This window comes from Pseudalkalibacillus hwajinpoensis (genome assembly GCF_039851965.1).
Lineage (GTDB): Bacteria > Bacillota > Bacilli > Bacillales > Guptibacillaceae > Guptibacillus > Guptibacillus hwajinpoensis_E.
The window spans coordinates 1,967,433-1,982,009 of sequence record NZ_CP156674.1 but is presented as its reverse complement, the minus strand read 5'-3'; the positions used below and the strand labels follow the sequence as shown (position 1 = coordinate 1,982,009).

At 42.4% G+C, this 14,577-nt stretch carries 17 protein-coding genes and 10 tRNA genes; 26 read left to right on the top strand and 1 reads right to left on the bottom strand.

The window, feature by feature from the left end; translation table 11 throughout:
- Nucleotides 1-96 precede the first annotated feature (96 nt).
- The 15 genes from acpS (at nucleotide 97) to ABFG93_RS10270 (ending at nucleotide 12,733) form a co-directional block, all read left to right on the top strand.
- Nucleotides 97-456, top strand: coding sequence for a holo-ACP synthase (gene acpS, locus ABFG93_RS10340; RefSeq protein WP_347552663.1), 360 nt, complete (start codon nucleotides 97-99; stop codon nucleotides 454-456).
- A gap of 58 nt (nucleotides 457-514) precedes the next feature.
- Nucleotides 515-2,029 carry an NAD(P)H-hydrate dehydratase gene (locus tag ABFG93_RS10335; RefSeq protein WP_347552662.1) on the top strand — a complete coding sequence of 505 codons (1,515 nt, stop codon included), beginning with the start codon at nucleotides 515-517 and terminating at the stop codon, nucleotides 2,027-2,029.
- 72 nt (nucleotides 2,030-2,101) lie between these two features.
- On the top strand, nucleotides 2,102-3,106 hold the full coding sequence (locus tag ABFG93_RS10330; RefSeq protein ID WP_347552661.1) for a LolA family protein: 1,005 nt from the start codon (nucleotides 2,102-2,104) through the stop codon (nucleotides 3,104-3,106).
- 229 nt (nucleotides 3,107-3,335) lie between these two features.
- Nucleotides 3,336-4,502: an alanine racemase gene (gene alr, locus ABFG93_RS10325; RefSeq protein WP_347552660.1), complete on the top strand. Its 1,167-nt coding sequence runs from the start codon at nucleotides 3,336-3,338 to the stop codon at nucleotides 4,500-4,502.
- A 128-nt stretch (nucleotides 4,503-4,630) separates the two neighbouring features.
- Nucleotides 4,631-4,915, top strand: coding sequence for a CopG family ribbon-helix-helix protein (locus ABFG93_RS10320; protein WP_048312993.1), 285 nt, complete (start codon nucleotides 4,631-4,633; stop codon nucleotides 4,913-4,915).
- A 4-nt stretch (nucleotides 4,916-4,919) separates the two neighbouring features.
- Nucleotides 4,920-5,270 (top strand): type II toxin-antitoxin system endoribonuclease NdoA, encoded by a 351-nt coding sequence (gene ndoA / locus ABFG93_RS10315; protein ID WP_048312992.1) that lies wholly within the window; start codon nucleotides 4,920-4,922, stop codon nucleotides 5,268-5,270.
- Nucleotides 5,271-5,538: 268 nt separating this feature from the next.
- A complete protein-coding gene (locus ABFG93_RS10310; protein ID WP_347552659.1) occupies nucleotides 5,539-6,360 on the top strand; it encodes an STAS domain-containing protein in 822 nt (273 codons plus the stop codon).
- Between the two features lie 12 nt (nucleotides 6,361-6,372).
- Nucleotides 6,373-6,729 carry an STAS domain-containing protein gene (locus tag ABFG93_RS10305; RefSeq protein ID WP_347552658.1) on the top strand — a complete coding sequence of 119 codons (357 nt, stop codon included), beginning with the start codon at nucleotides 6,373-6,375 and terminating at the stop codon, nucleotides 6,727-6,729.
- Nucleotides 6,730-6,732: 3 nt separating this feature from the next.
- A complete protein-coding gene (locus ABFG93_RS10300) occupies nucleotides 6,733-7,134 on the top strand; it encodes an anti-sigma regulatory factor (protein ID WP_347552657.1) in 402 nt (133 codons plus the stop codon).
- Between the two features lie 15 nt (nucleotides 7,135-7,149).
- Entirely contained in the window at nucleotides 7,150-8,160 is a 1,011-nt protein-coding gene (locus ABFG93_RS10295; RefSeq protein ID WP_347552656.1) for a PP2C family protein-serine/threonine phosphatase, read from the top strand.
- A 76-nt stretch (nucleotides 8,161-8,236) separates the two neighbouring features.
- A complete protein-coding gene (locus ABFG93_RS10290; protein WP_347552655.1) occupies nucleotides 8,237-8,566 on the top strand; it encodes an STAS domain-containing protein in 330 nt (109 codons plus the stop codon).
- A 23-nt stretch (nucleotides 8,567-8,589) separates the two neighbouring features.
- Nucleotides 8,590-9,045 carry an anti-sigma B factor RsbW gene (rsbW, locus tag ABFG93_RS10285; RefSeq protein ID WP_255640094.1) on the top strand — a complete coding sequence of 152 codons (456 nt, stop codon included), beginning with the start codon at nucleotides 8,590-8,592 and terminating at the stop codon, nucleotides 9,043-9,045.
- Complete coding sequence (sigB, locus tag ABFG93_RS10280) at nucleotides 9,014-9,805, top strand: RNA polymerase sigma factor SigB (RefSeq protein WP_347552654.1); 792 nt, start codon at nucleotides 9,014-9,016, stop codon at nucleotides 9,803-9,805. The genes rsbW and sigB overlap by 32 nt, the downstream gene beginning before the upstream one ends.
- Nucleotides 9,806-9,807: 2 nt before the next feature.
- Nucleotides 9,808-10,410: a SpoIIE family protein phosphatase gene (locus ABFG93_RS10275; protein WP_347552653.1), complete on the top strand. Its 603-nt coding sequence runs from the start codon at nucleotides 9,808-9,810 to the stop codon at nucleotides 10,408-10,410.
- 142 nt (nucleotides 10,411-10,552) lie between these two features.
- Nucleotides 10,553-12,733 carry a Tex family protein gene (locus tag ABFG93_RS10270; protein ID WP_347552652.1) on the top strand — a complete coding sequence of 727 codons (2,181 nt, stop codon included), beginning with the start codon at nucleotides 10,553-10,555 and terminating at the stop codon, nucleotides 12,731-12,733.
- Between the two features lie 10 nt (nucleotides 12,734-12,743).
- On the opposite strand, the gene cmpA is transcribed toward ABFG93_RS10270, so the two are convergent.
- Nucleotides 12,744-12,857 (bottom strand): cortex morphogenetic protein CmpA, encoded by a 114-nt coding sequence (gene cmpA / locus ABFG93_RS10265; protein WP_347552651.1) that lies wholly within the window; start codon nucleotides 12,855-12,857, stop codon nucleotides 12,744-12,746.
- Between the two features lie 116 nt (nucleotides 12,858-12,973).
- On the opposite strand from cmpA, the gene ABFG93_RS10260 reads away from it, so the two are divergent.
- The 11 genes from ABFG93_RS10260 to ABFG93_RS10210 all read left to right on the top strand — a co-directional run bounded on the left by ABFG93_RS10260 (nucleotide 12,974) and on the right by ABFG93_RS10210 (nucleotide 14,574).
- The gene (locus ABFG93_RS10260) at nucleotides 12,974-13,426 is read left to right on the top strand and encodes a SprT family protein (protein WP_347552809.1); all 453 of its coding nucleotides are present in this window, start codon (nucleotides 12,974-12,976) and stop codon (nucleotides 13,424-13,426) included.
- A 178-nt stretch (nucleotides 13,427-13,604) separates the two neighbouring features.
- Nucleotides 13,605-13,679: transfer RNA gene (locus ABFG93_RS10255), tRNA-Asn, on the top strand.
- Nucleotides 13,680-13,682: 3 nt separating this feature from the next.
- A tRNA-Ser gene (locus tag ABFG93_RS10250) sits at nucleotides 13,683-13,773 on the top strand.
- A 6-nt stretch (nucleotides 13,774-13,779) separates the two neighbouring features.
- Nucleotides 13,780-13,854: transfer RNA gene (locus tag ABFG93_RS10245), tRNA-Glu, on the top strand.
- Between the two features lie 54 nt (nucleotides 13,855-13,908).
- Nucleotides 13,909-13,984 (top strand) — tRNA-Asp (locus ABFG93_RS10240).
- Between the two features lie 34 nt (nucleotides 13,985-14,018).
- Nucleotides 14,019-14,093, top strand: a tRNA-Gln gene (locus ABFG93_RS10235).
- Nucleotides 14,094-14,097: 4 nt separating this feature from the next.
- Nucleotides 14,098-14,173, top strand: a tRNA-Lys gene (locus ABFG93_RS10230).
- Between the two features lie 6 nt (nucleotides 14,174-14,179).
- Nucleotides 14,180-14,264: transfer RNA gene (locus tag ABFG93_RS10225), tRNA-Leu, on the top strand.
- Nucleotides 14,265-14,303: 39 nt separating this feature from the next.
- Nucleotides 14,304-14,389: transfer RNA gene (locus ABFG93_RS10220), tRNA-Leu, on the top strand.
- 10 nt (nucleotides 14,390-14,399) lie between these two features.
- Nucleotides 14,400-14,476 (top strand) — tRNA-Arg (locus tag ABFG93_RS10215).
- A gap of 21 nt (nucleotides 14,477-14,497) precedes the next feature.
- Nucleotides 14,498-14,574: transfer RNA gene (locus tag ABFG93_RS10210), tRNA-Pro, on the top strand.
- Nucleotides 14,575-14,577 lie beyond the last annotated feature (3 nt).

Here is a 14,577-nt window from a genome sequence, read left to right as displayed (position 1 = left end):
TTCCTATATTTGTTTCTAGTTTAGCATAGCTCACCATATGAACACTATTGATAATACTATGCTGGGTCAAGAACAGTTAGTACTAAGGAGGTTATTATGATTAAAGGAATTGGAATTGATCTGATTGAGCTCGAAAGGATCGAAAAGGCAATAGGGCGAAACGCTGCTTTCCCTGTTAGAATCTTGACTAAGATTGAACTTGAAGAGTTTGAAAAGCTTAGCGGGCATAGACGTGTAGAGTACCTTGCTGGTCGGTTTGCTTCGAAAGAAGCCTATGCAAAAGCGAGGGGGACTGGGATTGGAAAGTTAAGCTGGCATGATATTGAAGTTCAGAAATCTGAAGAGGGTGCCCCGTATATTAAAGCATCGGCAGAAGATGAACGAATACATATCTCTATTTCACATTCACGTCAGCATGCCATTGCGCAAGTGATTATTGAAAGCTCGTCAAGCTAGTCTGCATAAGATGGAAACTTCGCTCATATATTTTTACCACGGTCAGGAGGGACCTGTAGTGAGAATCGTATCCGGAAAAGAAATGTATGAAGCAGACCGATTTACCATGGAGGAGATCGGTTTAAGTGGTGCAATGCTTATGGAAAACGCAGGGAAAGCTCTGTTTGAGGCGATGAAAGATAGACTTCAAGTGCATGAACGAATCGCTGTTCTAGTTGGAACTGGAAACAACGGTGGGGATGGTTTTGTTCTGTCCAGATATCTCAAAGAGAACGGTTTTGACGTGGATGTCTGGGTGATCCCACCTGAAGGAAAAGTAAAGGGAGATGCAGCTGCGCACTTTGGGTTTTTTAAGGCGTTGTTTGAATGGAAAGCGTATAAGGACGGAGAATCATTTAATAAGCACCTATCTGAGTATGGTGTAGTGATTGACTGCCTTCTGGGACTGGGGGTATCCGGGGCCATCCGTTCCCCATACAATCATATCATTCAGAAGGTAAATAAGTCTTCAGTTGTCGTTCTGTCGGTAGATCTACCCAGTGGTCTAAAGGCTGACGGAGGATTTGAAGGCGAATACGAACCGATTCGTGCTGATCGAACTTATACGCTTCAATGTCCTAAATTAAGTGCGTACCTTTATCCAGACGCTGATTACTATGGAGAACTTGAAGTCATCGATATTGGTCTTCCACGTGTCGCTTTTTCCAAAGCATTACAAAGGAAACTCTGGACGGAGTTGAGCGTTGCACATACACTCACTGATCGAACGGCGTCCTCCCACAAAGGAAGCCACGGGAAAGGTCTGGTCATCGGTGGTTCAAAGGGAATGGTTGGAGCTCCAATTATGACAGCCAAAGCTGCCTACCGAAGCGGTGCAGGATTAATCCAGGCAGCTGTACCCGAAGAGATTCTGTCGATGACAGCAGGCACTTTGGTTGAGGCCATGTTCCGGGGATGGCCTTCAGAAGGCGGGTTCTTCTCTGGAGAAGTACCAGAGAATCTTTCATTTGATGGGATTGCGATTGGACCTGGCCTCGGTCGATTAGATGGTGGGAGTAAAATGGTCGAGGCGGTTCTTGCGTCTGATACTTCGCTCGTGATGGACGCTGATGCGTTATATCACTTGAATGAACTGAAAGATCAGCTAAAAGGAAGAAAGGGCACAACTGTACTAACGCCCCATCCTGGTGAAATGGCCAGACTTACAGGTCTTTCCATTCAGGAAGTACAGAACAATCGATTCGAGGTCTCCCGGTCTTTTGCTGAGGAGTACAATGTCTATCTCGTCTTAAAGGGCCCATATACGGTTGTGACGTCTCCAGATGGTACTCAGTTCATTAACACCTCCGGTAATTCGGCGCTAGCAAAAGGGGGATCAGGTGATGTGCTTACTGGTATGATCCTTGCGTTTATCATGAACAGTAAGTCCATTCATGAAGGTATCAGCAACGTCGTGTATGTACACGGCAAGGCTGCTGATGTTCTCGTCCAGTCGAACCATTCAACCCTGGATGTTCTTGCGACTGATGTCATTGACACCATTCCGGCTGTTCTGCATTCATTTCTCGAGTAACATCACGGATAGGTTTTTCGCGGTGCAGGAACCTCCTTTGTCGTTTTAAATGAGGCAAAGGAGTTGAATACAGTGAAAAGGTTCGGTTCCGTTTTACTTATTGGGGTACTGATGCTGGTCGCACTTGCGGGATGCGGACAAAAAAGTCAGCAGGACGTAGTCGACGCTCTTGATAAAAAGCTAAATGAAATGGACAGCTATAAAGTTAATGCCAAAATGACCTTAGAAACAGGGGAAGAGCCGCAGCGGTATGACGTTGAAATCTGGTATCAGAAGCCATCTTATTATCGAGTTGAATTGAAAAACGCTACTAAAGAACAAAGTCAAATTATTCTTAGAAACGATGAGGGCGTGTTTGTATTAACGCCAGCCCTCAATAAAAGCTTCCGATTCCAGAGTGATTGGCCAGAAAACGGTAGTCAGGCATATCTTTACAATACGCTTGTTGCAGATATTCTAAACGATTCTGGTGCAGCTTTTGAAGCAAAAGATAATGACTATGTTTTCACTACGAAAACGAATTATCAAAATAAGAATTTGGCTAAACAGTCAATCCGGTTAAACAAGAAGGATCTTGCTCCTGAGAAAGTAACCATCATGAATCAGGACATGAAGCCACTTGTAAACATTGAGTTTTCAGATATGAAGTTCAATGCCTCCTTTGACAAAGGTGCTTTTGATATGGAAAGAAACATGACAGCAGCACAGCTCGAAGTTCCTGTGATTGCAGCAACGAATGAGCCTTTTGAAGTTGTTTACCCAATGTATGAGCCCCAGGGTACAGGGTTAACTGATGAGAAAGAGGTAGCAACAAATAAAGTAATGCTAAGCTTTACAGGTGAGAAGTCCTTCACGTTAATCGAAGAAAAAAGTGAAGCAGCTCTTGAAACGAGCACTCCGGTTTCAGTGGGTGAGGGCGAACCAGTCGACCTTGGATTCACAATGGGAGTCATGACAGAGACGACTGTCACATGGCACCACAACGGTGTTGATTTCTTCCTTGCTTCTAATGACCTGTCGAAAGAAGAAATGGCCGCAGTGGCCAGGTCAGTCTATGGCACCACCGTAATTAAATAAACTTCTAGAAGGTTCAGCTGTGTGTTCATGGCTGAACCTTTTTCAAAATAGATGAGCCTAAATAGTCGGTATCAAATTACGGGACTCCAGCGCTTTTCGGAACTAAACAAGACGCTTGCGCTTTATCTGTCTAGCTTCAGCGCTTGTTGGAACTAAACAAGACGCTTGCGCTTTTCTTAAAAACTCCTAAAATAGAGAACAGAGTGATTTGTTTCGGGAGGAAAGAAATTTGGACAATCAACCGTATTACCGTGAGACTTGGGCAGAGATTAATCTAGATGCAATCGAGCAAAACATCAAATCGTTTAAACGACATGTGCCTTCACATGTATCTGTTATGGCGGTTGTAAAGGCTGATGGGTATGGACATGGGGCTGTTGCCACAGCTGAAGCGGCGCTTCGAGCCGGTGCTTCGTATTTAGCGGTTGCTATTCTTGATGAGGCGCTTGCGCTTCGTGAAGAAGGAATCACCGCTCCAATTCTAGTATTGGGATGGGTGCCGCCAGTTCATGCGAAAATAGCCTCAGATTACAAGATTACATTGACCGTCTTTCAAACTGATTGGATTGAGCAGGCAGCAGTCGTATTAGATGATCTAACACTTACCATTCATTTGAAAATCGATACTGGAATGGGACGCCTGGGTATAAGGACTGAAAAAGAAGCTAAACTAATTGTAGAGTGTTTGGAAAAATATCCTGGTTTTATGGTTGAAGGACTTTATACGCACTTTGCAACAGCAGATGAACTTGACAACTTATTTATTGAGTCACAGCTTACCGCATTTGAAGAAATGGCCACTTATTTCGAGAGGGAAGGTATTCGCCCGAGGTGGACCCATCTTGGTAATAGCGCAGGCTCGATTCGATTGCCGGATCGGATTGGAAACCTGATACGTGTTGGTATAGCGATGTATGGTCTTCATCCTTCGCAAGAAATGAAATTAAACCAACCTTTCAAACTTGAACCAGCTTTCAGTCTTCATAGCCAACTTGTCCATGTGAAGCAAATGAATGGAGGCGAACCAATAAGTTATGGTTCAACTTATCGTACAAATGAAGGCGAATGGATTGGTACTGTCCCAATCGGTTATGCTGACGGATGGATTCGTAAATTAAAGGATAGTTATGTACTAATCAATGGCAAGCGTGCGCCGATCGTTGGACGAATTTGCATGGATCAGTTCATGGTGCGCCTTCCAGGTAAGACAAAGATTGGTGCACCTGTCACCCTTATTGGGTATCAGGGCTCAGAAGAAATTACAATAGATGACATCGCGGAGCGACTTGAGACGATAAACTATGAAATTCCTTGTATGATCGGACCGCGTGTTCCTCGAATATTTCTGCAAAACAAAGAAAAAAAAGGCGTAATGAATACAATTTTAAAAAAATAATAAAATAAAAGAAGGATTTTGCAAGAATTTGATGAAATAGTCTTGTGGAAAGTTGTTTTGCAATGTGTCGATTGCAATGGTAAGATTAATGGTGGAATACAATATGAGTAGCAGTGCTTCGGAGGTGTATGTTTGTGTCAGAGGCAAACAAAAAATCGATTGTTGTAACTCTCCCACAACATATTTTAAATGAGGTGGATGGTATCATTCAACAGGAACAGCTCGATCGTAACGAGTTCATATCACAGGCCACGACAATGTATATTCGCGAACGTAAAAAGCGACAAATTCGTGACGCCATGCGCCAGGGGTACATGGAGATGGCTAAGATTAATCTGAACCTTGCAGCAGAAGCCTTTCTTGTTGAGGAGGAAGCAGAGCACACCGTGGACCGCTTAGTAAGCGGGGTGTAATGGCTTGATTGTCAAACGAGGTGATGTGTATTTTGCTGACCTTTCTCCTGTTGTAGGTTCTGAACAGGGTGGCGTAAGGCCTGTCCTGATTATTCAGAATGACATTGGGAATCGTTTTAGTCCTACAGTCATTGTTGCCGCAATTACAGCACAAATTCAAAAGGCGAAGCTCCCCACGCATGTGGAAATTGATGCCAAGCGTTATGGATTTGAACGTGATTCGGTTATTCTACTAGAACAAATTCGTACCATCGACAAACAACGTCTAACTGATAAGATCACTCACCTTGATGAGGGTATGATGCAGCGGGTGCAAGAAGCTCTGCAAATCAGCCTGGGCCTTATTGATTTTTGAAAACTATATTTCCCAAATGAAGCTGCTCCCGTGAGCAGTTTTTTTGTATATTGATACTTCTTCAATACAGTATAAGGGAGAGACATCGATTCAATTCTAACTTCGATAACTTTTAGTGTTATGTATGGCAGGGAATTTTCTAGTTATGGCGAAAGTGTGTTAAGATAGAAATGATGTGATGTGCATAAACTAGAAAGTATAATAATTGCCAGGTATTCCTTGCAACGAGAAGATAAATGAACACAGGAAGATCGTAGGGAGGAGCAAGATGGACAAGTTAGTTATACAAATATTGAATGAGGGCCGCGAGCGTATTTATACTAGATGGATGGAAGAGATGGATAAAGTACGTGATGAACATCGGTTACAATCGATAACGGATAAAGCATACGAAGAAACAAACAAGGAATTATTTGAAATCATTTATACGCATATTGAGCAGAATACTCATAAGCCAACAGATCGAATGACAGAGTTCGCTGAACATTTAATGAAAATCGGATGGAGACTTAGCTATATTACACAGGGATTGCAAAATTTCCGTCGTATTATTCTAGCTGTCCTACTTGATGCTAATCATTCTAATGAAAAAGCAATCAGTATGTATGATGAAATTGATCGCTGGATTGATCCAATCGTGAATCAACTCATTAATGAAAGTTCCAAAAACTGGGAAGATACGGTGTCGATTCAGAAAGTAGCTCTCCAGGAGTTATCGGCTCCGCTGATTCCGGTGTTTGAAAATATAAGCGTTATGCCATTAATCGGGACGATCGATACGGAGCGAGCAAAGCTTATTATGGAAAATCTGTTGACAGGCGTGATTAAGCACAGGTCTCAGGTTGTTCTTATTGATATCACGGGTGTACCAGTAGTGGATACAATGGTGGCTCATCATATTATTCAAGCTGCTGAAGCAGTTCGTCTTGTTGGAGCACAGTGTATCCTGGTTGGAATCAGACCTGAGATTGCTCAAACGATCGTTAACCTTGGTATTGATCTTGGACAATTCCCGACCAAAAGTACGTTATTCAAAGGTATGAAATCTGCATTAGAAATGACCAAACGAAAAATGATAGAGGTTGAGTAAGGGGGGAAGACTATGCGAATTCCTATTTTAAAATTAAATGAGTATCTATTAATTACGATTCAAGTAGATCTAGATGATAAAACTGCACTTCAATTTCAAGAGGATTTGCTCGAGAAGATCCATGAAACAGGAGCAAAGGGCGTTGTAATTGATCTAACGTCCGTTGATATGATCGATTCATTCATCGCCAAAGTACTTGGTGATGTTGTACGCATGTCGAATTTAATGGGGGCAAAAGTGGTGCTGACAGGAATTCAACCTGCCGTTGCTATTACTTTAATTGATCTTGGAATAATGATGAAAAATGTCCCAACTGCATTAGATTTAGAACAAGGATTAGAGAAATTACAACAGGAATTGGGGGGATAAGTTATGAATATCCAATCCTGTGTGGAAGTTCGAAATGAGTGGGATATTGTTAAGGCGAGACAGTCTGGAAGAAACCTTGCAAAAGAACTTGGGTTCGGTACGGTTGACCAAGCACGAATTACGACAGCAATTTCTGAACTCGCCCGAAACATATACCTGTATGCTGGAAAAGGCGAAGTGGCCATCGAACGTGTGGAAAGCGGTGGTAAGTTTGGACTTAAAATCGAAGCATCTGACTCCGGTCCAGGAATAAAAGATATTAGAAAAGTCATGGAAGATGGCTTTACCACATCGGGTGGTCTTGGTGCAGGTCTTCCTGGCGTTAAACGCTTAATGGACGAGTTTACAATTGACTCGAAAGAGAATGAAGGAACAATTATCACCTCTATTAAATGGCTCCGTTAAGGAGGGATGGCTAGAATGGATGACCGAGATCTGCAATACGAAAAGTATAAAGCGATATTAGAAAACTATTTAGAAGAACAGTCGGAACAGACGCTTTACAAAGGACAACAGTTTAGTAGGAAGATGATTGAGCAGAAAATCTCTCCTGAGGAAGCTGTTAGCCTTCATGTTAGTGTACTTGAGGAGTTATTTCCTGAGATCCCTGAACCGTTAAAAAATTCTTATGACTTTTTACTTGAAATGATGATTGGCTATGGATTTGCCTATCGAGAACATCAGAGTCTTCGCAGCCGTCAGCAGCAGCTCGATTCAGAGATTGAGATTGCTGCCAATGTGCAACAAACGCTTCTGGCGGGTGATAAGCCTGATGTACAGAGTGTTGATATAGGGGCGATTAGTAAGCCCGCTCAAAAAATGAATGGGGATTATTACCATTTTGTGCAAGATGAAAATAATTGTGTTAGTGTGGCTATCGCTGACGTTATCGGTAAGGGAATCCCTGCTGCTCTCTGTATGAGTATGATCAAATATACGATGGATAGTGCACCTGAACAGCGTATGCAACCGGGAGCTGTACTTGAGAACCTTAATCGTGTGGTAGAGCAGAACATAGATCCTAACATGTTTATTACAATGTTTTATGGAATATACGATCCCAGGGTCCATTCATTTTACTACGCAGGTGCCGGTCATGAACCGGGCTTTTTTTACGATGCGGAGAAAGATGAGTTTGAAGAACTTTTCACAAAAGGACTTGTGCTTGGTGTTTCAAAGAAAACATCTTATCAAGAATACCAGCGTGCGCTAAATGGTAATGATATGGTTATCATGTTATCTGATGGTGTAACGGAATGTCGTTCAAGCAGTGGGTTTATCGAACGAGATGAAATTGTTGCAATGATTCGTAAGTATAGTCATCTATCTGCTCAAGAAATTGTTGAATCTGTTTATCGAGATCTTGAGCGACTGCAGGAATTTGAGCTTCGTGATGATTTTACATTAATCATTTTGAGAAGAGAGGTTTAATTTTCTCTCATTGGTGGAATAAGAAAATATCGACTCTATATTTAATATTTAGAAGCAACCTACAGGGGGTAATGTTATGAATTTGCAGATCAGACAGGAAGACCATGAGAATACACATCATTTACATATCGCTGGAGAAATAGATGCATACACTGCGCCGCAGCTGCGTGAAGCTTTGCTTCCACTCACAGGTAAAGAGGGTCACGAAACGCTCGTTCACCTGAGCGATGTTAATTATATGGACAGTACTGGACTTGGCGTTTTCGTTGGTGCGCTTAAATCTTCTAAAGAGCATGGAAGTTCCATTAAATTAAGGGGCATGACTTCTCGTGTACAACGTCTCTTTGAAATCACTGGCCTTGATGAAGTGATTGATATCGAAGACGTAAAGGGGGGATCCAAGTGATAAACATTTCAGATTTTGTTGAAATGAAAATCCCTGCTCAGGCAGAGTTTGTTGGAGTTACAAGATTGACGGTTTCAGGGATTGCCAATCGTATGGGGTATTCTTATGATGAAATTGAAGATATCAAAATCGCTCTTTCAGAAGCATGCACGAACGCAGTGAATCATGCTTATAAAGAAAATGAGAAAGGCCAAATCACTATAGGCTTCGGTATTTATGAAGATCGGCTTGAAATGATGGTTCTTGACCGTGGTCAAAGCTTCGATTACACAAAGGTCTCTGAGAAATTAGGACCTGTCGATAGTGATAAGTCTGTTGAACAACTCAGTGAGGGAGGATTAGGGCTCTTTCTGATTGAATCACTGATGGACAAAGTGGAAATCAGTGGAGAGGACGGAGTAGTAGTTATGATGACAAAGTTCCTCCACAGAGATGGGGTGGAAGTAGATGCCGACACAATCTCCTCATCCCCGCAATAATAACAAAAACGAAGTTTATGAGTGGATTGAGCAGTATCAAAACGATCCTACAGATGAAGTTGTTCAACTGAAGCTTGTTGAACGGTATCAGGATCTTGTTCAATCACTCGCACGAAAATTCTCCAAGGGAAAAAGTATTCATGATGACCTGGCACAGGTTGGTATGATTGGATTGCTTGCAGCTCTTAGACGCTATGATCCGGAGTTTGGGAGAAGCTTTGAATCGTTTGCTGTCCCGACAATTGTTGGTGAAATCAAACGGTTTATTCGCGATAAAACCTGGAGTGTACACGTTCCAAGAAGAATTAAAGAGCTAGGACCACGTATTAAAAAAGCAGTTGAAGAACTAACAAATGAGCTACAACGATCACCTAAGGTGGAAGAACTAGCGGAATATTTAAACGTCTCTGAAGAAGAAGTACTTGAGACGATGGAAATGGGGAAAAGTTATCAGGCCCTTTCCGTTGACAGTTCAATTGAAGCGGATCAGGAAGGCAGCACGGTAACATTACTCGACCTTGTTGGCGATCAAGAACAGGGGTTTGATCTTGTAGATCAACAAATGTTGCTTAAGAAAGCTTTTGCTGTTCTAACTGAAAGAGAACAAGAAATTCTAAATTGCACCTATTTTGAAAACATGAGTCAGAAAGAAACCGGAGAAAAACTCGGTATTTCCCAGATGCATGTGTCTCGCCTGCAGCGTAGAGCGCTCGAAAAGCTTAGACAGGCGATTCGAATTGAACCCACGGAGGCCTTTTAGGTATGATTCATCAGCATGATTTTGAAAAAGTCACTGTTGCTGCGTATCAAAAGCCAAAATCAGGAAATCAGAAGTGTGGGGATAGCTACTACGTAGAGGAGACATCAGATTACTTTATTTGTGCGGTAGCAGACGGGCTCGGAAGTGGTGATCTGGCTAAAGATTCATCACTGGCTGCGATTAATGCTGTGAAAGCACATCAAGATGAAGATGTTGAGTCCTTGATGAAGGTTGCGAACGAAGAGATGAAAGGGAAGCGTGGCTGCGTTCTTTCCATTTTTAAACTTAATCTTCAAACAAGACAGATGGAATTTAGCGGGATTGGTAATATTAGCTTAATCATTTATCAAGCTGATGGGCGCGTTATTCGTCCGATTTCTTACTCCGGTTACTTATCTGGAAAGCTTCAAAAAGTGAAAGTACAAAGAATTGAGTATCCGGTAGGATCTTCATTTGTTACTTTTTCTGATGGGGTCCAGATTAGTTCCAAAAATTACACGATGATAGCAAAGTTTGATTCTGTGCAAGAATCATTTAAGCATTTAACTGACACACTGCCGTCAACGAATGATGATGTTACCTTGCTAGTAGGGAAAACAGTATAGAAAAGCTCTTCCGAGTTAAAAGGGGGGGGCTTTTTTATTTTGGTTATTTGAAGTACCCACCTTTATTTCGAATAAGTAGACTTTCAACTGGTCCCTTTATTCGGTAAACTGATACTAATATTGAAATGGTATACGAGGAGGAATGGTTTTGGAAATCACAGCTGATCAAAAACAAACAGCGCATTTTAAACAGGTGGCGCAAAATCTAACTATATCTGAACGTAGCGTTCGAGAAGTGATTACACTACTTAATGGTGGGAATACAGTTCCATTCATTGCAAGATATCGTAAGGAACTTACTGGTGGACTGGATGAGGTGCAGCTTAGAGACATTCAGGAAGCGTGGACCTATCTACTGAATCTTGAAAATCGAAAAGAAGAAGTTACTCGCCTCATTCAAGAGCAAGATAAACTAACGGTGGAACTGAATACTCAAATTCAGAAAGCCTCAAAGCTGCAGGAGGTAGAAGATCTTTATCGTCCTTATAAGCAAAAGAAGCGAACGAAAGCTACGGTGGCAAAAGAAAAGGGGCTTGAACCTTTCGCGAATTGGATTGTAAGAGAAGGAAAGGGCGATCCAGAGGTTAAAGCCGAACACTATTTATCTGAAGAAAAAGAGGTTACTTCAATAGAACAAGCTCTTCAAGGGGCGAAAGATATTATTGCAGAGCAGATTTCAGATGACGCTGATGCGAGGAAATGGATTAGGACAAAAACATTCCAATATGGAATGCTAGAAACAACGGTGAAATCGGAAGAAGACGATCCCAAGAAAATTTTCGAAATGTATTATACATATCAAGAAGGAATATCAAAAATAGTACCGCATCGAATACTTGCGATTAACCGTGGTGAAAAGGAAGGCATTCTTCGGACGTCAATTACGCCACCGCTTGATTCGATACACGACTATTTACGTAGGAAGATTGTAAAGCATCAACAGGGTCCGTGTATTACACTTCTGGAGGAAGCAATGACAGATAGTTATAAACGGCTTATTCAACCTTCTGTCGAGAGGGAAATCCGTAAGGAACTAACAGAAAGGGCTGAAGATCAAGCGATTCATATATTCTCTGAGAATCTAAAGCACCTCTTGCTCCAGCCGCCATTGAAAGGAAAGCGAGTTCTTGGTGTAGATCCAGCTTATCGAACTGGTTGTAAATTAGCAGTAGTCGATGATACCGGAAAGATGTTGAATGTATCCGTCATTTACCCTACTCCTCCTCGATCTGAAGTTGAGAAAGCAAAGTCAGCAGTCAAGCAGATGATTAGTGACTATGACATTGAAATGATTGCAATCGGGAATGGAACGGCATCTAGAGAAACCGAGCAATTCATCGCAAGCGTCATTCAGGAAGTTGACACAGAAATTGTGTATTTAATTGTGAACGAAGCTGGAGCAAGTGTTTACTCTGCTTCTGAGCTGGCGAGAGAAGAGTTTCCTTCTCTCCAGGTAGAAGAGCGATCGGCTGTTTCTATTGCAAGGCGGGTTCAAGATCCTCTTGCAGAACTTGTTAAAATAGATCCGAAGTCCGTAGGAGTAGGTCAATACCAACATGATGTTTCTCAGAAGAAATTAAACGATCAGCTAACCTTTGTTGTTGAAACAGCCGTTAACCAGGTTGGTGTTAATGTGAATACTGCATCCGTCTCTCTTCTCCAGTATGTAGCCGGCCTTTCACGTACAGTGGCTACAAATATTGTTAATAGGAGAGATGAAGAAGGTAAATTCACAAGTCGTGTTCAATTGAAAAAAGTTCCGAGGCTTGGGGCAAAAACCTATGAGCAGTGTATCGGCTTCCTTAGAATTATGGGAGGAAAGCAGCCACTTGATCAGACTGAGATACATCCTGAAAGCTATGAGGTGACGAAAGCGCTTCTTACTCAAATTCAATGCAACCCTCAAGACATTGGTTCAGATAAGTTGGTTCAGGCTTTGTCGGCTCTATCGATTAAAGAAACAGCATCAGCACTTGGAGTAGGAGAGCCGACGCTAGCAGACATAGTGGCTTCATTACAAAAGCCAGGTAGAGACCCACGTGATGAACTATCTCAACCTATTTTAAAAACGGATGTACTCAAGATGGAAGATCTTGAACATGGGATGGAGCTAGAAGGAACGGTTCGTAACGTTGTGGATTTCGGAGCCTTTGTTGATATTGGAGTGAAACAGGATGGGCTTGTCCATATTTCGAAACTAACAAATCGGTATGTGAAGAACCCGATGGAAGTCGTCCATGTGGGACAGGTTGTAACTGTTTGGGTAGATAGCATTGATCTTAAGAGAGAGCGAATTGCCCTTACTATGCTTAAACCATCATAAAGCACTGCCCTTAGGGGCGGTGTTTTCTTCTATAAAAAAACCAGCATTGGTTAAGTAATTTGATCTGGCGTCTGTCTTTCTCGAAGTAGGCTTGCTTCAGCCGATTTTTAAACCATACAGGCATCAAGAATCTCCTCCTTTAGAAGATGACACTTTCTTTCTGATGTTGTAAATTAGTTTATGATAAGGTGCTTGTATGTGTTCGTTAGGAGAGGAGGGTAGTTTATGAAAGTGGAACGTATGAATAATGATGAACTACAACAAATTGTAGAGACCGTATCCGAAAAATGGTTTAGGCTTCCCTTTCGGCACAAAGCTAAATTTAATTCTCGCCTTAGAACCACAGGAGGACGTTATTTATTGAGATCTCATAATCTCGAATTTAACAGAAAGCATTATGAACAGTTTGGTATGGATGAATTGATCGGTATTATAAAACACGAACTCTGTCATTATCATCTTCACATTCAGAATCGGGGATATAAGCATCAGGATCGAGATTTTAAACTTCTTCTCAGTCAAGTAGGTGGGTCAAGATATTGTCAGGTAGTTCCTGGACAAAGAAGAGTTGAAGCGATTAAGCATACATATGAATGTGCCGGTTGTGGCTCAAAGTATAGGAGGAAAAGAAGAATAGATACGTCTCGGTTCGTTTGTGGAAAGTGTAGAGGCGGGTTAGTTAAAATTTCTTGAAACTTCTCATTGACGGTTAGTATGGTATGTGGTAAATTAATAAAGTCTCTTTAAGAGAACATGTCCAAATCAAATAATTAACGGGTTTGAAAAGTTTTAAAATTCTGTTGACTTTGGTTGTTGGATGCGTTATTATATTAAATGTCGCCGATAATGGAGACGGCAAATCACATACTATTCCACAGTAGCTCAGTGGTAGAGCTATCGGCTGTTAACCGATCGGTCGTAGGTTCGAATCCTACCTGTGGAGCCAAACGGAGAAGTACCCAAGTGGCTGAAGGGGCGCCCCTGCTAAGGGTGTAGGTCGCGCGAGCGGCGCGAGGGTTCAAATCCCTCCTTCTCCGCCATTTTATGGCCCGTTGGTCAAGTGGTTAAGACACCGCCCTTTCACGGCGGTATCACGGGTTCGAATCCCGTACGGGTCACCAACATTTTTTAAAACGTTCAACGTGTTTCATCAACATGATATGTAATCAGATAAAGGTCCCGTGGTGTAGCGGTTAACATGCCTGCCTGTCACGCAGGAGATCGCGGGTTCGATTCCCGTCGGGACCGCCATTAATTTAAATTTAATCCTGATTATATAAAATGTTGGGCTATAGCCAAGCGGTAAGGCAACGGATTTTGATTCCGTCATGCGCTGGTTCGAATCCAGCTAGCCCAGCCATGTTGAGCCATTAGCTCAGTTGGTAGAGCATCTGACTTTTAATCAGAGGGTCGAAGGTTCGAGTCCTTCATGGCTCACCATTTATTGCGGGTGTGGCGGAATTGGCAGACGCGCTAGACTTAGGATCTAGTGTCTTACGACGTGGGGGTTCAAGTCCCTTCACCCGCACCAATTCTTTTATAACTTTAAGTTTTCATCAAGTAACGATGTGCGGTTGTGGCGGAATGGCAGACGCGCTAGCTTGAGGGGCTAGTGGGGGAGACCCCGTGGAGGTTCGAGTCCTCTCAACCGCACCAAATATAATATGCGCCCGTAGCTCAATTGGATAGAGCGTCTGACTACGGATCAGAAGGTTAGGGATTCGACTTCTCTCGGGCGCACCATTTCTTATTTCAACAAAATGTCGGGAAGTAGCTCAGCTTGGTAGAGCACTTGGTTTGGGACCAAGGGGTCGCAGGTTCAAATCCTGTCTTCCCGACCATCA